The organism is Saccharothrix hoggarensis, from assembly GCF_052936025.1.
The window spans coordinates 6,171,591-6,192,892 of record NZ_CP193624.1; the positions used below are offsets into that span (position 1 = coordinate 6,171,591).

Sequence of the window (21,302 nt, forward strand, 5' to 3'; positions counted from 1 at the left end):
GCGTCGGTCAGGCCTCCAGCTGCTCGTTCAGCTTGGTGCGCAGGCGCAGCACGGCGCGGGTGTGCAGCTGGCAGACGCGCGATTCGGTGACGCCCAGGACCTTGCCGATCTCGGCGAGCGTCAGGTTCTCGAAGTAGTACAGGGTGACGACCACCCGGTCGCGTTCGGCGAGCTGGGCGATCGCGTCGGCCAGCTGCCGGCGGCTGTCCTGGTCCACCAGGGTGGCGATGGGGTCTTCCGCGCCCTCGTCGGGCAGCGACTCGGCCAGCGAGGAGCCGGCCCCGCCGGTGTTGCGGCCGGCGGCGATCAGCTCGTCCAGCGCGACGACGCTGGTCAGCTGGAGCTGCGCGTACAGCTCCCGCAGCTCGCCGAGGCCGATCTTCAGCTCGGCGGCCAGCTCGCGGTCCGTCGGGGTGCGCTGGAGGCGGGCGCCGAGGCGTTCCAGCGCCCGCTCGACGTCACGGGCCCGGCTCCGGACCGAGCGGGGCACCCAGTCCTGGGAGCGCAGGTCGTCGAGGATCGCGCCGCGGATGCGCTGCATCGCGTACGTCTCGAACTTCAGGCCGCGCTCGGGCTCGAACTTCTCGATCGCGTCGACCAGGCCGAAGATGCCGGACTGGATCAGGTCGGCGACGTCGACGTGCGCGGGCAGGCCGGTGCCGACCCGACCGGCGACGTACTTGACCAGCGGCGCGTAGTGCAGCACGAGCCGGTCCCGCAGGCCCTGCCGGCGCGACTGGCCGTAGGTGTGCCAGAGCGCGATGATCCCGGCTTCCACGTCATCGGCGGTGCGGTCCGACGCCCCGTGCGCCGGTCTCCCGACAACCGCGGGCACGGCGTGACCGTTGCGCGGGGGCTCGGCGTCGACGTGGTGACCGTTCGTCCCAGCCGGGGTGCGCGCCGCCGACGAGGTCCCGACGCGCGCGGCGGAAGGAGAGGTCACGGTTGCGGTCCGCGAACCTCCCCCTGCGACGTCAGGAACGGGGGTGGGTTCGGTCATGGATCGCCTTCAGCCGTTCGACGGTGACGTGTGTGTAGAGCTGAGTCGTTGCGAGCGTAGCGTGACCAAGAAGCTCTTGGACGGTGCGCAGGTCCGCTCCCCCTTCCAACAGGTGCGTCGCCGCGGAGTGCCGCAGGCCGTGGGGCCCGGTGTCGGCCGTTCCGGGCACCTCGCCTACTACATCGTGGACAACCCTCCTGGCGGTACGGGGATCGAGCCGACCGCCTCGCGCACCGAGCAGCAGCGCGCGTTGTGAACGGTCGGTGACCAGCGCCGATCGGCCGCGTTCCACCCAGCGCCGTACCGCGCGTTCGGCCGGAACGCCGAACGGCACGGTCCGTTCGCGACTGCCCTTGCCCAGAACCCGAATCACCCTTTGGGAGTAGTCCACGTCGTCGAGGTCGAGACCGCACAACTCGGCGACCCGAACGCCTGTTGCGTACAGCAACTCCACCACGGCCCGGTCACGCAGCGCAACCGGATCGTCCTGTTCCGCACCTACTTCCGCGGCTGTCATGGCGGCGTCGGCCTGGTCCGGCCGCAGCACGGCGGGAAGGGTGCGATGGGGGCGGGGCGCGGAGAGCCGGGGGCCGGGATCGGCGGCGAGGAGGCCGTTCCGGGAGGCCCACGCGGTGAACGTCCGGGCCGAGGCGGCGCGGCGGGCCATGGTCGTGCGGCTTGCGCCGGTGGAGTGCTGGGCGGCCAGCCAGGAGCGCAGTCCGGGCAGGTCAACGGCTTCGATCGTGGCGTGGTCGGGCGCGCCGCCGGCTAAGTGGACCAGCAGCGCGACCACGTCCCCGAGGTACGCCCGGACCGTGTGCGGGGAAAGACCGCGCTCCATCGCCAGGTGGCGTTCGTAGCGGTCGAGGGCCGCCGCCACGTCGCCGGGCAGCCCTCGACGCAGGCGTACGAGATCGACACGACGTGTCCGAGCGGGCGGCGGCGGGGACATAGTCCCTGACGCTGCGCCCTCAAGCGCACTTGGTCAAGTATCGCCACGCCAACTCATTTCCTGGGAGCGCTTCCAACCTGATTCGACCCGCGTGGCGAGACCGGCCAGTTCCAGTTGTGGCAACAACGCCCGCACCCGCGGCAACTCCACGCCGGACTCCACGGAGATCGACTCGGGGCTGTGCCCGGACGACAGGCCCAACGCTTCGAAGACCCGCATCGCGTCGCCCTGCGGCGGCCCGGTGTCGGTGTTCCGCGTGGTTTCCACGAGATCGACCCCGAGGCGGCCCGTCGACTCGATGATCTCCGGGACGCTCGTCACCGGCAGCGCGTTCCCCCACCGCAGCAGCTCGTGGCAGCCCGACGAGCTGACCGACGTGATCGGACCCGGCACCGCCATGAGTACCCGCCCGAGGGCCACGGTCGACGCTGCCGTGTTCTTGGCCCCGCTGCGCTGCCCGGCCTCGACCACCACCGTCCCCTCCGCGAGGGCGGCGATGAGCCGGTTCCGCGTCAGGAACCGGTGGCGGGCCGGGGTGTGCGCCGGAGGGTACTCGCTGACCACCAGCCCTTGGCGGGCGATGCGGTCCAGCAACGCGCGGTGGCCCGCCGGGTAGGCGACGTCGACACCGCAGGCCAGGACGGCGATCGTGAGCCCGCCGGCCGTGATGGCGCCCCGGTGCGCCGCTCCGTCGATGCCGTAGGCCGCGCCCGACACCACCGTCACCCCGGCCTCCGCGAGGCCGAACCCGAACTCCCCCGCCACGTGCTGCCCGTACCCGGACGCCGCCCGACTGCCCACCACCGCGACCGCCCGCTCGGTCAGCGCGGCCAGGCTGTGCCCGCCCCGCACCCACAACGCCAGCGGCTCCAACCCGCACCGGAGGCCGTTGGCCGCGGCGACGGCCAACGCGTTCAACGGCCACCGCGGCCAGTCGTCGTCCTCCGGGACCACCAACCGCCCGCCGAGGGCGGCCATCGTCGCCAAGTCCTGCTCGGCCCGGTCCACCGCCCGCCGAGCCGACGTCTGGCTGTCGACGGCCGACGGCACCTCCCCGGCCCGCACCATCCTCGCCGCCCGCACCGGCCCCACCTCGGCCACCAAGGCGGCCAGCGCGGCGGCAGGCGGTTCGGCGACCCGCGACAGGTACGCCCGCGCCAACCGCACCTCATCGGTCGTCACAACAACCCCCTACCGGCACGAATCGAATCTGTGACCCATCCGCACGCCTCACGCCGGCCATGCCCACCACTAGGGCCAGGGCCAGGGCCGACGGTCCAGCACCCGCCGACCCTGCGGCCGGCCTCGGGCGCAAAGCTTCCCGGAGGCGGTCACGACATCCTCCGTTCGCGGAACTCCAAGGCCGCCGCCACGTGGTCCGGTGTCGGACGGTCGACCTCCGCCAAGTCGGCCAGGGTCCACGCCACGCGGAGGCAACGGTCCGAGCCTCGGCCCGTCAGGACGCCCCGAGACAGGGCGCGGTCGAGGATCGAGGTGGTGGAGCGGGGCAGGGCGAAGTCGCGGCGGAGGGCGGGGCCCGGCACCTCGGCATTCGTCAGCCAGCCGTGGTCCGACCAGCGTTCCGCGGCCCTGGTGCGGGCCTTGTGCACGCGTTCGCGCACCGCGGCGGTGGGTTCCGGCGCGGACACCTCGACCGCGCTCATGGCCGTCAGGGGGCGCATCACGACCCGGAGGTCCACCCGGTCCAGCAGCGGGCCGGACAGCTTGGTCTCGTAACGCCTCCTGGCCGCCGGCAGGCACGTGCAGTCGATGTCCTTCGGCGGCGCGCACGGGCACGGGTTCGTGGCCATGACCAGCTGGAACCTCGCCGGGTAGCGGGCGATCCCGTCCCGCCTCGCCAGGCGGACCTCCCCCTCCTCCAACGCCGTGCGCAGCGCCTCCAGCTTCGCCGACCCGAACTCCCGCGCCTCGTCCAGGAACAGCACGCCGCGGTGGGCGCGGCTCATCGCGCCGGGCTTCGCCATGCCGCTGCCGCCGCCGATCAACGCCACCGCGGACGTCGAGTGGTGCAGCGACACGAACGGCGGGGTGGAGACCAGCGGCGCCTCCGGGGTGAGCAGGCCGGCGATCGAGTGCACCGCCGTGACGCCCAACGCCTCCTCCCGCGACAACGGCGGCAGGAGGCCGGCCAGGCGTTGCGCCAGCATCGTCTTGCCGGTGCCCGGCGGGCCGGACAGGAGGAGGTGGTGACCACCGGCGGCGGCCACTTCGAGCGCCCACCGGGCCTCCGGCTGGCCGATGACGTCCGCCAGGTCCGGTCCGTCCGGCGGCGGCGACGGCTCGGCCGGGGTGGTGGCGTGGAGGCCGCCGGCACCGGTCAGCCAGGCGAGGACCTCGGCCAGCGTGGCCGCGCCCTGCACGGTCAGGCCCTCCACCAGGGCTGCCTCGGGCAGCGCGGGCACGGGGACGACCGCCTGGGTCAGACCGGCCCGCTTCGCCGCGAGCAGGGCGGGCAGGACGCCCCGGACGGCGCGCACCCGGCCGTCCAGCGCCAACTCCCCCAGGAACACCGTGTCCGCCAGCCGGTCGGCCGGGATGGCCTGCGCGGCGGCCAGCACCACGCACGCGAGGGCCAGGTCGTAGCCCGAGCCGTTCTTCGGCAGCGTCGCCGGGGACAGACCCAGCGTCACCCGTTGGGACGGCCAGCCGTGCCCGCTGTTGCGGACCGCCGCCTTCACCCGGTCCTTCGACTCGTGCAGCGCCGCGTCGGGCAGGCCCAGCAGCTGGGTCCGCACGGTCCCGACGCCGACGTCCGCCTCGATCTCCACCGGCACGCCGTCGACGCCGAACAACGCCACCGACCACGTTCGCGCGAGCGCCATCACACACCTCGCAGGTGGTGCAGGCGGACCTGGCCGTCCGGCGGCCACTCGATCGAGATCACGTCGAAGCGGAGGTCCACCCGGCCGATCCGGTGGGTGCTCAGCCAGCGCAGCGCCGACCTTCGGACCCGGTCGAGCTTCTCCGGCGTCACGGCTTCCAGGGGCGAGCCCCGACCGGTGCCCGAACGGCACTTCACCTCGACCACGACGAGCCCCGCGCCGTCGGTCGCGATGACGTCCAGCTCCCCGTCGTCGCACCGCCAGTTGCGCGCCAGGATCGCGAGGCCCTGGTGCTCCAAGTACCGCACCGCCGCGTCCTCGCCGCGTTTGCCCAGGTCGGTCGCTGTGCTCATGCTCCACCCCTCCGGAATCGGACTCGGTCCTGGTTCGACCTTGCCGGGGTGGTGGAGGGGCGTCCACGGGCCAGTGGCCGGCTGTGGACAACTCGACGGGCTGTGGACAACCGCGGGCGAAATGTCGGCGGAAAGCGCTGCCGGGCGGCCCGGAAACGCAAAGGGGCCCACCCCTTCGGGCAGGCCCCAGCGACTTTTGCGGGCTGTCAGGAGTTGAACGGACCGTCCTCGGGCAGCCTGAGGTCGGGCTTGTCCAGCTCCTCGACGTTGACGTCCTTGAAGGTGATGACCCGGACGTTCTTCACGAAGCGGGCGGGGCGGTACATGTCCCACACCCACGCGTCGGACATCCGCACCTCGAAGTAGACCTCGCCGTCCGCGTTGCGGACCTGCACGTCCACCGAGTTGGCCAGGTAGAACCGCCGCTCGGTCTCCACGACGAACGAGAACTGGCTGACGATGTCGCGGTACTCCTTGTACAGCGACAACTCCATCTCGGTCTCGTACTTCTCGAGATCCTCTGCACTCATTACGCCTCCGCGCGGGTAATCATCGAATCCGCGCCCCTCCTCGTCGCGAGCCTGCCACCGCCGGTCTGCGGGGTTGACCCATTCTGGACCACGGCGGCGGCAACCACGCCGCGCGCCACCCTGTGCGGCGGCTCCAACCCGTGCTGCCGCGCCGCGGCCGCCACATTCGCATACGACCAGCGGTGTTGCGCACTCGGGCCGTGTTCGGCCAGCGCCGCGGCGTGCTCCGGGGTGCTGTAGCCCTTGTGGACGTCGAAGCCGTAGACGGGCAGTTCTTCGTGCAGTTCGGTCATGATGCGGTCACGGGTGACCTTCGCCAGCACCGACGCCGCCGCCACGCACGCCGCCACCCGGTCGCCCTTGACCACCGGCATGTTCGGCGCGGTGAGGCCCGGCACGGGGAAGCCGTCGGTCAGCACGTAGCCGGGGTGCGCGCCCAGTTGGGCGACGGCGCGCCGCATCCCCTCGATGTTCGCCACGTGCACGCCGATCAGGTCCACCTCGGCGCTCGGGATCACGATCACCGCGTAGTCCAGCGCGCGCTTGAGCACCAGGTCGTACATCCGGTCGCGCGCCGCCGCGGTCAGCAGCTTCGAGTCGGTGAGCCCGTCGAACTTCGCGCCGTCACCCGGTTTGAGCACGCACGACGCCACCACCAGCGGTCCGGCGCACGCGCCGCGACCCGCCTCGTCGACCCCGGCCACCGGCCCGAGGCCACGCCGGGCGAGTGCGGCCTCGAACGCCCAGATGCCCGCGGTCTGCCGAACCTGGACACGTGGGGGCTTGCGGATCACCCTCCGACCCTATCTCAGGTGAGCGCTCCGGAAGCGCGCCCTCACCCGGCGACCCACCAGCACCACCGGCCACGCCAGCGCCAGCCCCGCGCCGGCGGGCAGCGCTTCCTGCCACGCGGGCGCGCCGAGGGCCACGGCCTGCGGGTTGTGGTCGCCCACGCCCTGCCAGCGCGACGGCGGCAGCACGATCACGCGCGCCTTGCCCACGACGTTGTCGACGGGCACCAGCCCGCCCTCGCGGCCGTCGCCCTGGCACCGCGAGTCGCACGAGTCGTTGCGGTTGTCACCCAGCACGAACAGGTAGCCCTCCGGGACGGTCAGGTCGGCGAACGACTCCTGCACGGTGCTGCGGCCCGGCGCCCAGTACAGGTACGGCTCGTCCAGCGGCTCGCCGTCCACGACGACCCGGTTGCGGTCGTCGCAGCACTTCACGGTCTGCCCGCCGACCGCGATGACCCGCTTGACGAAGTCCTCCTCGTTCGCCGCCGGGAACCCGAGCAGCGAGCCGAGCCCCTGGAAGGTCCGGGTGACGGGGTTGGTCGGCTCGGGCGCCACGAAGTCCTGGTTGATCCAGCTGTCGGGGCCGTGGAAGACGACCACCTCGCCGGGTTCCGGCTCGCTGAAGTCGTAGGTCAGCTTGTCCACCAGGACGCGGTCGCCGAAGCAGCCGTCCGAGCAGCCGTGCAGCGTCTGCTCCATCGACTCCGACGGGATCATGTAGACCTTCGCCAGGAACGCCTGGATCAGCACGGCGAGCAGCACCGCGACCCCGACCAGGATCGGCAGTTCCTTCCAGAACGAGCCCTTGCGCCTGGCGGTCTTGCGCGCGCGGGCACGCCACTGCTCGACCTTGTCCTCGTGCTCCGCGTCCCCCTCGTCGGAGGAGCCACGGGACGGTGCGACGTCTACCACCCGGTCAGCGTACCGATCAGGCCTGTGAGGCCCTGGTCAACCGCTTGCGCAGCTTCCGGCCGAGGAGCACCAGGGGCCACGCCGCGGCCAGCCCGGCCCCGGCGGGCACGGCGCTCTGCCACGCGGGCGCGCCGATCGCGAGGGCCTGCGGGTTGTGGTCGCCGATGCCCTGCCAGCGCGACGGCGGCAGCACGATCACGCGCGCCTTGCCGATGACGTGGTCCTCCGGCACGGTGCCCGCCACGCCGCCACCGCCCTGCTTGCGGGAGTCGGTGGAGTTGGTGCGGTTGTCACCCATCACCCAGAGGTGTCCTTCGGGAACCTTGACCGGTTCGAACGGGTCGTGGTTCTCCGGCGACGTGCCGGGCTGCCAGTAGATGTACGGCTCGTCCAGCGGCTTGCCGTCGACCTTCACCCGGTGCTGGTCGTCGCAGCACTCGACGGTCTGGCCGCCGACGGCGATGACGCGCTTGACGAAGTCGCGCTCGTCCGGCGGCGCGAGGCCGACCAGGGACGCCGCCGACTGGAGGGCGGCCACGACGGGGTTGTCCGAGCGCACGGACGCGAAGTCGTTGTTGTTCCACGCCGCGGGGCCGCGGAACACCACGACCTCGCCCGGCTCGATGTCCGTGAAGTCGTAGACGAGCTTGTCGACCAGGACCCGGTCGTTGTTGCACCCCGGGCAGCCGTGGAGGGTCTCCTCCATCGACTGCGACGGGATCACGTACACCCGCGCGAGGAACGTCTGGATCAGGATCGTCAGGACGAGGGCCGTGGCGCCGAGCACGAGCAGCTCGCGCCACAACGGCGGCTTCTTCTTGTCCTTCTTCGACTTGGTTCCCGCAGCCGGGTCCGCAATGGACTCGGCCGCGGGATCCTGATCGTCTTCGTCAGCGGAGCGGTGCACGGGGTCTGCCACGTGGGCAGGCTACTGGTTCCGCGTGAGCCCGGCGTCAGGAGGCCGGCTTGGCCTCGCGCTTCTCCTTGATCTTGGCGGCCTTGCCGCGCAGGTCGCGGAGGTAGTACAGCTTCGCCCGGCGGACGGCGCCGCGGGAGGCGACCTCGATCTCGGCGATGTTCGGGGAGTGCACCGGGAAGGTGCGCTCGACGCCGACACCGAACGAGACCTTGCGGACGGTGAAGGTCTCACGGATGCCGCCACCCTGGCGGCGGATCACGACGCCCTGGAACACCTGGACCCGCTCGCGGGAGCCCTCGATGACGCGGACGTGGACCTTCAGCGTGTCGCCCGGCCGGAAGCTGGGGATGTCGGAGCGCAGCGACTGGGCGTCAAGAGCGTCCAGGGTGTTCATCGGTGGTCCGTCCTCGTCCTCACGTGTAATGCGTACTCCCCCAGGGCGCGGTCGAACTCAAGTCACACACGCGCGGGGGCGGGCCTAGCGCACGCCGGATGAGTAGAACCGGGTGCAGCAACCTGTCCAGTGTGCCAGACGAGGTGCGGCCGGGTGAAATCGCCCCTGGCACCGCACCTAGTCCGACGCCTCCAACTCGTCCAGCAGCTTGCGGTCGTGCTTGTCCAGCGCGCCCTCCGGGAGGGCGTCGAGCAGGTCGGGACGGCGCTCCCGGGTACGGCGCAACGACTGGTCGCGCCGCCAGCGGTCGATCGCCCTGTGGTTGCCCGACCGCAGCACCTCCGGCACGGCGAGGTCCCGCCACACCTCGGGCCGCGTGTAGCTCGGCCCCTCCAGCAGGCCGTCGGAGAACGAGTCCTCGGCGGCCGACTTCGGGTTGCCCAGCACGCCCGGCAGCAGCCGGGCCACGGCCTCGACCACGACCAGCACGGCGACCTCGCCGCCGACCAGGACGTAGTCGCCGATGGAGACCTCGTCCACGCGCATCCGGCGGGACGCGTCGTCCACGACCCGCTGGTCGATGCCCTCGTACCGGCCGCAGGCGAACACCAGGTGCTCCTCGGCGGCGTACTCGTGGGCGAGCCGCTGGGTGAACGGCCGGCCCGCGGGCGTGGGGACGACGAGCCGGGTGGCCGGGGTGCAGACCTCGTCCAGCGCCTCGCCCCACACCTGCGGCTTCATGACCATGCCGGGACCACCGCCGTACGGGCTGTCGTCCACGGCCTTGTGCACGTCGTGCGTCCAGCGCCGGAGGTCGTGCACGCCGATGCTGATCAGGCCCTTGTCGACGGCCTTGCCCAGCAGGGCGGCCCGGAGCGGGTCCAGGTACTCCGGGAAGATCGTGACGACGTCGATGCGCATGGGACCGGCCTGCCCTCGACCGGACTGGGCTTGATCGGCTTGGCCCTGGTCGACCGGCGTCGGGTCAGTCGGCATCGAGCAGGCCCTCGGGCGGGTCGACGACCACGCGCCCGCCCTTGACGTCCACCGTGGGCACGATCTGCCGCACGAACGGCACCAAGGCCTCGCCGCCGCCCTCGCGCCGGATCACGAGCAGCTCGCCGCCCGGACCGTGCACGACCTCCAGCACGGTGCCGACCTTCGTGCCGTCGGTCAGCTCCGCGGTGAGCCCTTCGAGCTCGTGGTCGTAGAACTCGTCCGGGTCGCCCGTCGGAGGCAGGTCTTCCGTGCTGGCGAGCAGGAGCGTGCCCCGCAGCGTCTCCGCCACGTCACGCGTCAGCACTTCCTCGAAACGCACCAACAGCCGCCCGGAGTGGTTCCGGGCGGCTGTGACGGTGAGGTTCCGGGACGTGCCGTCGCGCAGCTTGGCGGCCAGCACGGAGCCCGGCGCGAACCGGGTCGCGGGTGAATCGGTGCGCACGTCGACGGCCAACTCGCCGCTGATCCCGTGCGCCTTGGCCACGCGGCCGACGACGACGTCCATGTGCGCGATCAGCGATCGGTGTCGACCACGTCGACGCGCACGCCACGACCACCGATGCCGGCCATCACGGTGCGCAGCGCGGTCGCGGTGCGGCCGCTGCGGCCGATCACCTTGCCGAGGTCGTCCGGGTGGACGTGGACCTCCAGCGTGCGACCGCGCCGGGTCGTGACCAGGTTCACCCGGACGTCGTCCGGGTGGTCGACGATGCCCCGAACGAGGTGTTCGAGGGCGTCAGCCAACAAGCTCACGCCTCGTCCTTGGCAGCCTCGGGGGCGGGCTCGGCGTCGGCGGCCTTCTTGGCCGACTTCTTCTTCGGGGTCGTCGCCTCGGTCGACGGGGCGTCGCCCGCGGCGGCCAGCGCGGCGGCGAACAGGTCCGCCTTGCTCGGCTTCGGCTCCTTGACCTTCAGCGTGCCCTCGGCGCCCGGCAGGCCCTTGAACTTCTGCCAGTCACCGGTGATCTCCAGCAGGCGCTGGACGGACTCGGTCGGCTGCGCGCCGACACCCAGCCAGTACTGCGCGCGCTCGCTGTCGACCGCGATGAACGACGGCTCTTCCTTGGGGTGGTACTTGCCGATCGTCTCGATCGCCTTGCCGCTGCGGCGGACGCGGGCGTCGGCGACGACGATCCGGTAGTACGGCTGACGGATCTTGCCAAGCCGCTGAAGCTTGATCTTGACGGCCACGGGTGTGGGTGCTCCTCGTGCTCTCGATGTGCTCAGGTGCGGGCAGTCCTCACCCGAGTGGGGCACGGGTGGTGAAAGCCCAGTGTCTGGGGCGCCACGGCACGGTGAGAGGGACCGACCTCGGCGGACAACCAGCCATTCTGCCAGACGCGTCTACTCGGCCACGAATCGGGCCACGGCGACGCCCGCGTCGGCCAGCGCCGCGCGCACCGCCCGCGCGTGCTCGACGGCCCCCGGCGTGTCGCCGTGCAGGCAGACGGAGTCGACCTCGACGGTGAGGACGGCGCCGTCGACGGCGACCAGCTCACCGCGCTCGGCGAGCCGGAGCACCTGCGCGACCACGGCGTCCGTGCCGATCAGCACGGCGTTCGGCTGGGACCGGGGCACGAGCGTGGCGTCGGGGGTGTAGGCGCGGTCGGCGAACGCCTCCCGGACCGGGCGCAGGCCGGCCCGCTCGGCGTGGTGGAGGAGCCGGGAGCCGGGCAGCCCGAGGACGGGGAGGTCGCCGAACGCCCTGGCGCCGTCCACCACGGCCCTGGCCTGGGCGTCGTGGTGCACGGTGGCGTTGTAGAGCGCGCCGTGCGGCTTGACGTAGGCGACCCTGGTGCCCGCCGCCTTGGCGAACGCGTCGAGCGCCCCGATCTGGTACAGCACCTCGTCGGCGAGCTCGGCGGGGTCGGCGTCGATGAACCGGCGGCCGAAGCCCGCCAGGTCGCGGTACGACACCTGGGCGCCCACCGCCACGCCCGCGGACGCGGCGCGCCGGCACACCTCGCGCATGGTGGACGGGTCGCCCGCGTGGAAGCCGCAGGCGACGTTGGCGCTGGTCACGACGCCGAGGAGGGCTTCGTCGTCACCGAGGCGCCAGATGCCGAAGCCCTCGCCGAGGTCGCTGTTGAGGTCGAGGGAACGGGTGTTCGGGCCGGTGGTCACGCGGGCATCACCCCGATGGAGACGAGGAGGAGGGTCAGGCCGGGCAGGAAGTTGTTGATCACGTGGGCGACGACGCTCGCCGTCAGCCGCCGGGTGATGAGGCGGGCGATGCCGATCGGCAGCGCGATGACGATGAGCAGCGACGTCCGGAGCGGTTCGAGGTGGCCGGCCGCGAAGATGAGCGTGGTGAGCACGAACGCGGCCCACCGGCTCCAGCGCTGGCGCTCGATCGCGCCCCACAGCAGGCCGCGGTAGACGATCTCCTCGCACACGGGGCCCACGAAGCACACGTAGAGGAACATCACGATCGCGGCGGTGAGGGGCAGCGCCGCGCCGTCCACCAGCTCGCCGATGGCGGAGGTGGCGTTCTGGTCGCCGACCAGCTTCGACCACACGACGGCGGCCACGTACGTGAGGACCAGGCCGAGCGCGCCGAGCTTGAGGCCGACCTTGACGTCAGCCCAGTCCCAGGCGAGCCGAAGGTCCTGGAACGGGCCGTTGCCGCGCACGTACGTGATGGTGACGGCGACGGCCGCGGCGAGGACCGTCGGGAGCATCGAGCCGACCAGGAGGAAGGCGACCGACGCGCCGAGATCCGTGCCCGACGTGCGGGCCACGGCGGTGATGAACACCGCACTGAGAATGAAAACGGCTTCCACGAGCAGGAACGCGCCGAAGCCCCAGCGCTGGCCGGGGCGCACCGGCTCCGGCTCGCGACCGACCGCGCGCACGCTGGCGATCAGGCCTGGCGGAGGTCCATCCGGTGGTGTCACAGCCATTCACCCTAATCAGCCGGTGTACAGGTAGACGGCGGGAAGCAGGTTGTTCGTCGCGTGGGCGACGACGCTCGACGCCACCCGGCCGGTGATCATGCGGGCCGCGCCGATCGCCAGCCCCTGGGCGAAGAGGCTGATCATGCGCCAGCTCTCCTCGTGCAGGAAGGCGAAGACCAGCGCGGTGAGCGCCAGGATCGCGATCCGGGGGATCTTGTAGTGCGCGAGAGCCTGCCACAGCGCTCCCCTGGTCAGGACCTCCTCGGTCAGGGGAGCGCCGATGAAGACGAACAGGGCTGCGGCGGCCAGCCAGACGGTCCGGCCGCCCGACAGGGCCTCGATGTGGTCCAGGGAGCCGGACCCGTCCGGGTTCAGGCGCAGGAGCAGCGCGCCGAGCAGCCACGCGGCCAGCAGCGCCACGCCGCCGGCGGCCACGCCGACCTTCAGGTCGCGGAGGGTGGGCAGCAGCCCGAAGTCACGGCCGGGGCCGTCGCCCTTGACCCAGGAGACGACCACCGGCCCGAGGCCGAGCAGCACGTTCGGCAGGAAGACCAGCAGGAGCAGCGGGCCCAGGACGGGCGGGTCGGTGATGTCGATCTCGGCGAAGCGGTCGGCGGTCGCGGCGGTGAAGACCAGGACCGCCACGTGGTAGCCCGCCAGCCCGGTGAAGAACGCCAGGAACCCCCAGTGCGCTCGGCCCGTGTCCCGGTCTCGCTGATCCTCCACTCGTCCGAACGTAGTGGTCCGGTGAGCGCGGGTGACGCGGGAGTCCGCTCAAGATCACTCTGACGGCGGCACGACGTTCCCCCGGCGGAGCAAGAATTTCGGTCAGGGACGCTTTTCGCAGGATTGTCGGTGGTCACGCCGGGTGCGGGCGCCGTCCGGCCGGGCCGTGCTCAGCTGTGGACGCGGCCGCGGAGGATGACGAGCCGGGGGTGCCGCAGCGCTTCCAGGTTCTCGCGGGGGTCGTCGTCGTAGACCACGATGTCGGCCGCCGCGCCCTCGGTCAGCGACGGGAAGCCCAGCCACTCGCGGGCCGCCCAGGACGCCGCGCCGAGGGCCTGGGTGGGCGTCATGCCGACCCGGTGGAGCGCTTGGACCTCGTCCACGATCCGGCCGTGCGCGATGCCGCCGCCCGCGTCCGTGCCCGCGAACACCGGCACGCCCGCCTCGACGGCCTTGGCGATGGTGTCGGTGTTGCGCGCGTGCAGGTGCCGCATGTGGCCCTGGTAGGCCGGGTACTTGTCCGCGCCCGCCGCGATCGACGGGAAGTTCTCGATGTTGATCAGGGTCGGGACCAGCGCCGTGCCGTTGCGGGCCATCTGCGCGATGGTGTCGTCGGTGAGGCCGGTGCCGTGCTCGATGCCGTCGATGCCCGCGTTGAGCAGGGCGGGGAGGGCGTCCTCGCCGAACACGTGCGCGGTGACCCTGGCCTTGTTCTCGTGCGCGACCTTGATCGCCTCGGTGAGGACGTCCTCGGTCCACAGCGGCGCGAGGTCGCCCGTGTCGCGGTCGATCCAGTCGCCGACGAGCTTGACCCAGCCGTCGCCCTCGGCGACCTGCTCCGCCACGGCGGCCGGCAAGTCGGCCGGGTCCTCGATCTCGACGCCCAGGTACTTGATGTACCGCTTGGGCCGGGCGATGTGCCTGCCCGCGCGGATGAGGCGGGGCAGGTCGAGCCGCTCCTGCACCGGGCGGGTGTCCAGCGGCGAGCCGCAGTCGCGGATCAGCAGCGTGCCCGCGCGGCGGTTGACGAGCGCCTGCTCGAACGCCTCCGGCAGGTCCACCGCGCCCTTCGGGCCGAGGCCGACGTGGCAGTGCGCGTCGACCAGGCCGGGGACGAGGTAGCCGCCGGTCACGACGGTCGTGGCGCCCGGCACGGGACGGGTCCGCACGCGGCCGTTGACCACCCACAGGTCTCGCGGGTCGCCACCGTCCGGGAGGACCACGCCCCGCAGGTGCAGCCCGCTCACTTGCCGAACTTCAACTTCGACGGGTCGAAGCCGGGCGGCAGCTGGTCGAGGCCGCCCAGGCCGGGGGGCAGCTCGGGCATGCCGCCCTGGGGAGGCATCCCGGGCATCCCGGGCATGCCCGGCATCATGCCGGGGAAGCCGCCGCGCACCTTCGGCGGCGTCGGGCCGCGGCCCTTGCCCTTCTTCCCCTTCTTGCCCTTGCCCTTGCGCGTGTTCTTGCCGCCACCGCCGGGCAGGCCGAACCGGCCGGCCATCTGGCTCATCATCTTGCGCGCTTCGAAGAAGCGGTTGACCAGGTCGTTCACGTCGCTGACGCGGACGCCCGAGCCGTTGGCGATGCGGAGCCGGCGCGACGCGTTGATGATCTTCGGGTCGTCGCGCTCGGCCGGGGTCATGCCCCGGATGATCGCCTGGACCCGGTCGAGGTGCTTCTCGTCGAGGTTGGCCAGCTGGTCCTTCATCTGGCCCGCGCCGGGCAGCATGCCCAGCAGGTTCGCGATGGGGCCCATCTTGCGCAGGGCCAGCATCTGCTCCAGGAAGTCCTCCAGCGTGAGCTGGCCGGACCCCATCTTGATCGCGGCGGCCTCGGCCTGGTCCGCGTCGAACGCCTGCTCGGCCTGCTCGATCAGGGTGAGCATGTCGCCCATGCCCAGGATGCGGCTCGCCATCCGGTCCGGGTGGAAGACGTCGAAGTCCTCCAGCTTCTCCCCGTTCGAGGCGAACAGGATCGGCTGCCCGGTGACCTCGCGGACGCTGAGCGCCGCGCCACCGCGCGCGTCGCCGTCGAGCTTGGTGAGGACCACGCCGGTGAAGCCGACGCCCTCGGCGAACGCGGTCGCGGTGTTCACCGCGTCCTGGCCGATCATCGCGTCGACCACGAACAGCACCTCGTCGGGCTGCACGGCGGCGCGGATGTCGGCGGCCTGGCGCATCATCTCCTCGTCGACGCCGAGGCGGCCGGCGGTGTCGACCACGACGATGTCGTGCTGGGCGCGCCGGGCCTCTTCGATGCCCTTGCGGGCCACGTCGACCGGGTCGCCCACGCCGTTGCCGGGCTCGGGGGCGAACACCGGGACGCCGGCGCGCTGGCCGACCACCTGGAGCTGCGTCACGGCGTTGGGGCGCTGGAGGTCGCAGGCCACCAGGATCGGGGTGTGGCCCTGGCCCTTCAGCCACTTGGCGAGCTTGCCCGCCAGGGTCGTCTTGCCGGCGCCCTGGAGGCCCGCGAGCATGATCACGCTCGGCGGGTTCTTCGCCAGGTTCAGCCTGCGGGTCTCCCCGCCGAGGATGCCGACCAGCTCCTCGTTGACGATCTTGACGACCTGCTGGGCCGGGTTCAGGGCCTGGCTGACCTCGGCGCCCTTGGCGCGCTCCTTGACCTTCGCGATGAACGTGCGCACCACGGGCAGCGCGACGTCCGCCTCCAGCAGCGCGACCCGGATCTCGCGCGCGGTCGCGTCGATGTCGGCCTCGGACAGCCGCCCCTTGCCCCGCAGGTTCTGCAGGACCGAGGTGAGCCGGTCGGAAAGGGTGTTGAACACGTTGCCGCCAGACCTCGCACGTCGTCGGTTGGTTCCTGCTCCTCAGGGTAGCCGTTCACGCCGGCGCCACCGACAGCCGCAGGTGGTCACCGCGGGTCAGCAGCGTCAGGCCGTGCCAGCCGCGCGGCGGCGCCCCGGCGGCGAAGCGGGCGCGGAGCCTCGCGGCGCGGCGGACGTGCCGGGCGAACGACCGGGAGCGGATCAGCCTGCCCCGCTTGACCTGCCCCGACAGCGCCTCCTCGGCGCTGGCGTCGAGCCACAGGAAGTGCCGCGGCCGGTTCGTGAGCGCGCCCACGGCGACCAGCCCCGCGCGGGTGGACGGCCGGGTGGACGGCTCGTGCACCAGCAGCAGGCCGCTCGCGGTGATCGCGAACCAGAGGATGCGGAGGCGGTGCACCAGGTGCACCAGTGGGCGGTAGACGCGGTACGGAACGGCCTTCGGGAACAGCGCCCGCAGCCGGGTCCGCACCTGGTCGGAGTCCAGCACGACGGCGGGCTCGCCACCCGTGTCGGCGGTGGCGAGCAGCGTCGACTTACCCGCTCCCGGCAGTCCGGCCAGCACGATCAGCGAGCGCGGCCTCACGGCGACAGCGGTCATCGCATCCATACTAAAGAGACGTTCCGGACGACCACGAGTTCCGGTGGCGGTCGGAGGCGGCCCAACCCCTCGATGGGCCGCCTCCGACCGACCGTGGCGCCACGTCCTCCGCCCCACCCCCCTCGGGGGCGGATTCGCTTGCCACGGTGGGAAGCTTGCCGTCGCCGGGCCCGCGGCGGCAGCGTGAGCACCCGTGGTCGGTTGTGCGTAGACCTACGCAAACGGCGTCGGGGCTTTCACCGGGCGGCGAGCAGCACGGCCCGTTCGATCTTGCGCCGGCGCGCGGCGTCCAGCCCGTACCCGCCGTCCGGCACGGTGATGGCGAACGAGTCGACGACCGTGGAGCCCAATGTGGACACCCGCGCCCACACGATGTCCACACCGGACTGCTCCAACGCGCCGGCGACGTGGTGCAGCAGCCCGATCCGGTCGGCGGCGCGCAGCTCCAGCACGACCCCGCCGGTCGACTCGTCGTCGAACCAGAGCACCTTCGGCGGCGGCGGGTCCTGCGGCGGGCCGCCGTAGTCGCGCTCCTTCGCGGCGAGCTTGTCGGCCAGCGCGAGGGAGCCGTCCACGGCGCGGGTCAGCTGCTCGCGCAGCAGCGTCACGTCCGGCAGGGAACCGAACCGGGGCGACACCGTGAACACGTCCACCGCGGCGGCGCCCAGGGCCGGGTCGCCGTGGGAGCGGAGGGTCGCCGCGTGCACTTCGAGGGAGTTGAGCGCCAGCACGCCGGCGGCCCTGGACAGCAGGCCGGGGCGGTCGGGCGCGACCACGGTGACGGTGGCCGCGTGGTCGTTCGGGTCGATGAGCACGTCGGGCTTGCCGCTGCGCAGGACGGCCGCGGCGAGGTCCTGCTGGCGCTGGTCCAGCGGCTCCGGCTTGGGCAGCGGGTCACCCGCCATCGCCGTCCGGCAGCGCGCGACCAGGTCGCTGATCAGCGACGCCTTCCAGTCCGACCAGACACCCGGACCGGTGGCCACGGCGTCCGCCTCGGCCAGGGCGTAGAGCAGCTCCAGCAGCACGGGGTCGCCGCCGAGGGTGTCCACGACCCGGCGCACGGTGGCCTCGTCCTCCACGTCACGGCGGGTCGCCGTGTGCGGGAGCAGGAGGTGGTGGCGGACCAGGGACGTCAGCGTGGCCACGTCCTGCGGCCACAGGCCGAGCCGTTCGGCGATCTGCGTGGTGATGGCCGCGCCGACCCCCGAGTGGTCGGCCTGCCTGCCCTTGCCGATGTCGTGCACCAGCGTGCCGAGGAGCAGCAGGTCCGGCCGGGACACCCTGGTGACGAGACGGGCCGCGTGCGCGGTCGCCTGCACCAGGTGCCGGTCCACGGTCCACGTGTGCGCGGCGTCGCGGGGAGGCAGGTCGCGCACCGCGCCCCACTCGGGGAACAGCCTGCCCCACAGGCCCGTGCGGTCCAGCGCCTCCACGACGTCGATCAGGCCCGTGCCGCTGCCCAGCAGGGCCAGCAGCTCCTCGCGGGCCTCCCTGGGCCACGGCTGCCGCAGCTCGGGGGCCGAGTCGGCGAGCTTGGCCAGGGTGCCCGCGGCGATCGGGTGCTTGCTGCGCGCGGCGGCCGTGGCGACCCGCAGCAACAGGGCCGGGTCGCGGCTCGGCACGGCGTCACGGGCCAGCGCGACCTCGGCGCCGTGCAGCACGACGCCCTCGTCCAGCGGGCGCCTGGCCGGGCTGCGCCGCAGCGGTGACCGGGCGAACACGCCCAGGCCCCGCTTGGGGACGGCGGCCCGCGCCGTGCGCATGGCCACGTCCACCGCGTACACGATCGTGCGCGCGGCCGACGACATCGAGCGGGCGAGCGTGAAGCGGTCCTGGAGGCCGAGCGCGGTGGCGACCTCGTCGCCGTCCTGCGCGCGGAGCACGTCCCGCGGCTTCCCGGCCACCCGGCGCAGCTCGGTGCGCACGTCCAGCAGCAGCTTGCGGGCCTCGTTGACCTCGGCGGACGGCCGGTCGGTCAGCTGCGCCGCGCTCAACGCGTCGAGCAGCGTCACGTCGCGCAGCCCGCCCCGGCCGTGCTTGAGGTCCGGCTCCACGCGGTGCGCGATCTCGCCGCTGCGCGCCCACCGCCGCGACGCCGACTCGGCCATCTCGTCCAGCCGCGTGCGGACCCCCGAGCGCCACGCCTGGCGGGCGCTGTCCGTCAGCCGCTGGCTGATCTCCTGGTCGCCCGCGATGTGGCGGATGTCCAGCAGCCCCAACGCGGTGCGCAGGTCGCCGGCCGCGACGCGCAGCGCCTCCCCCACCGTGCGCACCGAGTGGTCGAGCCCGATGCCCGAGTTCCACAGCGGGTACCAGAGCTTCTCGGCGATCGCGTCCACGCCCTTGTGCCCGTTGTGGACCAGGAGCAGGTCGAGATCGGAGTAGGGCACCAGCTCGCGCCGGCCCAGACCCCCCACGGCCACCAGCGCGACACCGCTGCCCGGTCCCCCGACGCCCGCCTGCGAGGCGTGCGCGGTGAGCCAAAACTCGTGCAGGTCCACCAGCGCCTCGCGCAGCGACTCCCCCGTCAGACGGCGCCGACCTGGCGCGAGCAGCCGATCGCGTGCTCGCACCAGGTCGTCAGCCGTGACGACGGCCGTCTCGGCGTTCTCCATCCGGCCGTCCCCCATCTTGTCGAGCTCCGAACCGCTAGAGGGCGTCCGTGCCGCGCTCCCCGGTCCGCACCCTGATGACGGTGTCGACCGGGGTCACCCAGACCTTCCCGTCACCGATCTTGCCGGTGCGCGCGGCCTCGACGACCGCGTCGAGGACCTTCTCCACGGCGGTGTCGTCCACCAGGACCTCGATGCGCAGCTTGGGCACGAAGTCGACGGCGTACTCGGCGCCGCGGTAGACCTCGGTGTGGCCCTTCTGCCTGCCGTAGCCCTGGACCTCGCTGACGGTCATGCCCAGCACGCCCAGCTGCTCCAGCGACGCCTTCACGTCGTCGAGGGTGAACGGCTTGATGATCGCGGTGACCAGCTTCATGACTTGTTGCTCCCCTCGAGGACCGCAGTGGCGCCGGCGGCGACACTGGGCTTGCTGCCGCCACGGGTGCCGAGGCCGCTGCCGAACTCGTACGCGGTCTCCGCGTGCTCGGCCTCGTCGATGCCGCCGACCTCGGCCTCCTCGTCGGCGCGGAAGCCGACGGTGACCTTGACCAGGTAGCCGATGATCAGGCTGAGGACGAACGAGTACGCGAGCACGGCGAGCGCGCCCACGGCCTGGCGCCACAGCTGGTCCACGCCGCCGCCGTAGAAGAGGCCGTTGATGCCCGCCGGGGCGTCGGAGCTGGCGAAGAAGCCGATCAGGATGGTGCCGGACAGGCCGCCGACCAGGTGCACGCCGACCACGTCGAGCGAGTCGTCGAACCCGAAGCGGTACTTGAGGCTGACCGCCAGGGCGCACAGGGCGCCGGTGATCGCGCCGATCGCGATGGCGCCGACCGGGGTGACCGACGAGCACGCCGGGGTGATGGCGACCAGGCCCGCGACGATGCCGGACGCGGCGCCGAGCGTGGTGGCGTTGCCGTCGCGGACGCGCTCGACGAGCAGCCAGCCGAGCATCGCGGCGCAGGTGGCGACCAGGGTGTTGATGAACGTGACGCCCGCGGTGCCGTTGGCGGCGACGGCGGAGCCCGCGTTGAAGCCGAACCAGCCGAACCACAGCAGGCCCGCGCCGAGCACGACCAGCGGCAGGCTGTGCGGCTTCATCCGGTCCTTCGGCCACCCGACGCGCTTGCCGAGGACGAGCGCGAGCGCGAGGCCCGCGGCGCCGGCGTTGATGTGGACCGCGGTGCCGCCGGCGAAGTCGATCGCCATCAGCTTGTTGGCGATCCAGCCGCCCGGGTCGACGACGTTGCCGTCGGCGTCCTTGCCGTCGAAGTCGAACACCCAGTGCGCGACCGGGAAGTACACGACCAGGGACCAGATGCCGGCGAACAGCAGCCACGGCCCGAAGCGGGCGCGGTCGGCGATCGCGCCGGAGATCAGCGCCACCGTGATGATGGCGAACATGGCCTGGAACGCGACGAAGACCGTCGTCGGGATGGTCCCGAACGCGGACTCCTTGCCCAGCAGGCCGTCAAGGCCGAAGAACTCGAACGGCTTGCCCAGCAGGCCGGCGCCGAGATCGGTGCCGAACGCGGTGGAATAGCCGACCAGAACCCAGAGCACACCGACCACGCCGATGGCGCCCAGGCTCATCATCATCATGTTGAGCACACTCTTCGACCGGACCATGCCCCCGTAGAAGAAGGCAAGTCCCGGCGTCATCAACAGCACCAGTGCGGCACTGGTGAGCACCCAGGCGGTGTCCCCTGTATCCACGTCGACCTCCACTGCACGTCGGTTGCAGGGAGCATCGGGATGTCCTGTTTCGCGCGGCTGCGCCTCAGGTTTCACGCGGGTGAACTGTCCGGGCCCCGGTGTTACGACCAGGTTTCGCACGCTTGAAGCGAGTGGTTCCGCCTGCGACGAGTCCCGGTGACGGCGGAATTTCCGGTGACGGACCGTGCGAGGCGATCGCGGCCGTGCGGTGGTTCGTGTGATCTCGCGGGGCGCATCGGCGACGGTCGGTCACCGTCCGGCGGGGTCGCG

The 21,302-nt window shown here is 72.4% G+C and carries 23 protein-coding genes; all 23 read right to left on the reverse strand.

Features of this window, described 5'->3' with window-relative positions; translation table 11 throughout:
* Window positions 1–7: 7 nt before the first annotated feature.
* The gene (locus ACRAKH_RS27845; RefSeq protein WP_380724751.1) at window positions 8–1,000 is read right to left on the reverse strand and encodes a FliA/WhiG family RNA polymerase sigma factor; all 993 of its coding nucleotides are present in this window, start codon (window positions 998–1,000) and stop codon (window positions 8–10) included.
* Window positions 975–1,952 (reverse strand): tyrosine recombinase XerC, encoded by a 978-nt coding sequence (locus tag ACRAKH_RS27850; RefSeq protein ID WP_380724752.1) that lies wholly within the window; start codon window positions 1,950–1,952, stop codon window positions 975–977. The genes ACRAKH_RS27845 and ACRAKH_RS27850 overlap by 26 nt, the downstream gene beginning before the upstream one ends.
* A 33-nt stretch (window positions 1,953–1,985) precedes the next feature.
* Window positions 1,986–3,134 carry a DNA-processing protein DprA gene (dprA, locus tag ACRAKH_RS27855; protein ID WP_380724753.1) on the reverse strand — a complete coding sequence of 383 codons (1,149 nt, stop codon included), beginning with the start codon at window positions 3,132–3,134 and terminating at the stop codon, window positions 1,986–1,988.
* Between the two features lie 149 nt (window positions 3,135–3,283).
* Window positions 3,284–4,795 (reverse strand): YifB family Mg chelatase-like AAA ATPase, encoded by a 1,512-nt coding sequence (locus tag ACRAKH_RS27860; protein ID WP_380724754.1) that lies wholly within the window; start codon window positions 4,793–4,795, stop codon window positions 3,284–3,286.
* Window positions 4,795–5,148 (reverse strand): YraN family protein, encoded by a 354-nt coding sequence (locus tag ACRAKH_RS27865; protein ID WP_380724755.1) that lies wholly within the window; start codon window positions 5,146–5,148, stop codon window positions 4,795–4,797. The genes ACRAKH_RS27860 and ACRAKH_RS27865 overlap by 1 nt, the downstream gene beginning before the upstream one ends.
* 206 nt (window positions 5,149–5,354) lie before the next feature.
* Window positions 5,355–5,678, reverse strand: coding sequence for a DUF2469 domain-containing protein (locus ACRAKH_RS27870; protein WP_015104440.1), 324 nt, complete (start codon window positions 5,676–5,678; stop codon window positions 5,355–5,357).
* Window positions 5,678–6,472, reverse strand: coding sequence for a ribonuclease HII (locus ACRAKH_RS27875; RefSeq protein ID WP_380724756.1), 795 nt, complete (start codon window positions 6,470–6,472; stop codon window positions 5,678–5,680). The genes ACRAKH_RS27870 and ACRAKH_RS27875 overlap by 1 nt, the downstream gene beginning before the upstream one ends.
* 9 nt (window positions 6,473–6,481) lie before the next feature.
* Window positions 6,482–7,384, reverse strand: a complete 903-nt coding sequence (lepB, locus tag ACRAKH_RS27880; RefSeq protein ID WP_380724757.1) for a signal peptidase I — start codon at window positions 7,382–7,384, stop codon at window positions 6,482–6,484.
* Window positions 7,385–7,400: 16 nt separating this feature from the next.
* Window positions 7,401–8,303 carry a signal peptidase I gene (lepB, locus tag ACRAKH_RS27885; protein ID WP_380724758.1) on the reverse strand — a complete coding sequence of 301 codons (903 nt, stop codon included), beginning with the start codon at window positions 8,301–8,303 and terminating at the stop codon, window positions 7,401–7,403.
* A gap of 34 nt (window positions 8,304–8,337) precedes the next feature.
* Window positions 8,338–8,697 carry a 50S ribosomal protein L19 gene (gene rplS, locus ACRAKH_RS27890; protein ID WP_380724759.1) on the reverse strand — a complete coding sequence of 120 codons (360 nt, stop codon included), beginning with the start codon at window positions 8,695–8,697 and terminating at the stop codon, window positions 8,338–8,340.
* Window positions 8,698–8,874: 177 nt separating this feature from the next.
* A complete protein-coding gene (gene trmD, locus ACRAKH_RS27895; protein ID WP_380724760.1) occupies window positions 8,875–9,618 on the reverse strand; it encodes a tRNA (guanosine(37)-N1)-methyltransferase TrmD in 744 nt (247 codons plus the stop codon).
* 64 nt (window positions 9,619–9,682) lie between these two features.
* The gene (gene rimM / locus ACRAKH_RS27900) at window positions 9,683–10,201 is read right to left on the reverse strand and encodes a ribosome maturation factor RimM (protein WP_380724761.1); all 519 of its coding nucleotides are present in this window, start codon (window positions 10,199–10,201) and stop codon (window positions 9,683–9,685) included.
* Between the two features lie 8 nt (window positions 10,202–10,209).
* Window positions 10,210–10,449, reverse strand: a complete 240-nt coding sequence (locus ACRAKH_RS27905) for an RNA-binding protein (protein WP_015104447.1) — start codon at window positions 10,447–10,449, stop codon at window positions 10,210–10,212.
* Window positions 10,446–10,886 (reverse strand): 30S ribosomal protein S16, encoded by a 441-nt coding sequence (gene rpsP / locus ACRAKH_RS27910; RefSeq protein ID WP_380724762.1) that lies wholly within the window; start codon window positions 10,884–10,886, stop codon window positions 10,446–10,448. The genes ACRAKH_RS27905 and rpsP overlap by 4 nt, the downstream gene beginning before the upstream one ends.
* 153 nt (window positions 10,887–11,039) lie before the next feature.
* Window positions 11,040–11,819: a LamB/YcsF family protein gene (locus ACRAKH_RS27915; protein ID WP_380724763.1), complete on the reverse strand. Its 780-nt coding sequence runs from the start codon at window positions 11,817–11,819 to the stop codon at window positions 11,040–11,042.
* Window positions 11,816–12,598, reverse strand: coding sequence for a CPBP family intramembrane glutamic endopeptidase (locus ACRAKH_RS27920; protein WP_380724764.1), 783 nt, complete (start codon window positions 12,596–12,598; stop codon window positions 11,816–11,818). Before ACRAKH_RS27920 ends, ACRAKH_RS27915 begins: the two co-directional genes overlap by 4 nt.
* A gap of 9 nt (window positions 12,599–12,607) precedes the next feature.
* Complete coding sequence (locus ACRAKH_RS27925) at window positions 12,608–13,318, reverse strand: CPBP family intramembrane glutamic endopeptidase (RefSeq protein WP_380724765.1); 711 nt, start codon at window positions 13,316–13,318, stop codon at window positions 12,608–12,610.
* 170 nt (window positions 13,319–13,488) lie between these two features.
* Window positions 13,489–14,565 carry an amidohydrolase family protein gene (locus ACRAKH_RS27930; RefSeq protein WP_380724767.1) on the reverse strand — a complete coding sequence of 359 codons (1,077 nt, stop codon included), beginning with the start codon at window positions 14,563–14,565 and terminating at the stop codon, window positions 13,489–13,491.
* Window positions 14,562–16,106 (reverse strand): signal recognition particle protein, encoded by a 1,545-nt coding sequence (ffh, locus tag ACRAKH_RS27935; RefSeq protein ID WP_380724769.1) that lies wholly within the window; start codon window positions 16,104–16,106, stop codon window positions 14,562–14,564. The genes ACRAKH_RS27930 and ffh overlap by 4 nt, the downstream gene beginning before the upstream one ends.
* Window positions 16,107–16,161: 55 nt before the next feature.
* The gene (locus ACRAKH_RS27940; RefSeq protein WP_380724771.1) at window positions 16,162–16,704 is read right to left on the reverse strand and encodes an AAA family ATPase; all 543 of its coding nucleotides are present in this window, start codon (window positions 16,702–16,704) and stop codon (window positions 16,162–16,164) included.
* A gap of 236 nt (window positions 16,705–16,940) precedes the next feature.
* Window positions 16,941–19,319 carry a [protein-PII] uridylyltransferase gene (locus ACRAKH_RS27945; protein WP_447009395.1) on the reverse strand — a complete coding sequence of 793 codons (2,379 nt, stop codon included), beginning with the start codon at window positions 19,317–19,319 and terminating at the stop codon, window positions 16,941–16,943.
* A 34-nt stretch (window positions 19,320–19,353) separates the two neighbouring features.
* Entirely contained in the window at window positions 19,354–19,692 is a 339-nt protein-coding gene (locus tag ACRAKH_RS27950) for a P-II family nitrogen regulator (RefSeq protein WP_380724773.1), read from the reverse strand.
* Entirely contained in the window at window positions 19,689–21,032 is a 1,344-nt protein-coding gene (locus ACRAKH_RS27955; RefSeq protein WP_380724774.1) for an ammonium transporter, read from the reverse strand. The genes ACRAKH_RS27950 and ACRAKH_RS27955 overlap by 4 nt, the downstream gene beginning before the upstream one ends.
* Between the last annotated feature and the right edge of the window lie 270 nt (window positions 21,033–21,302).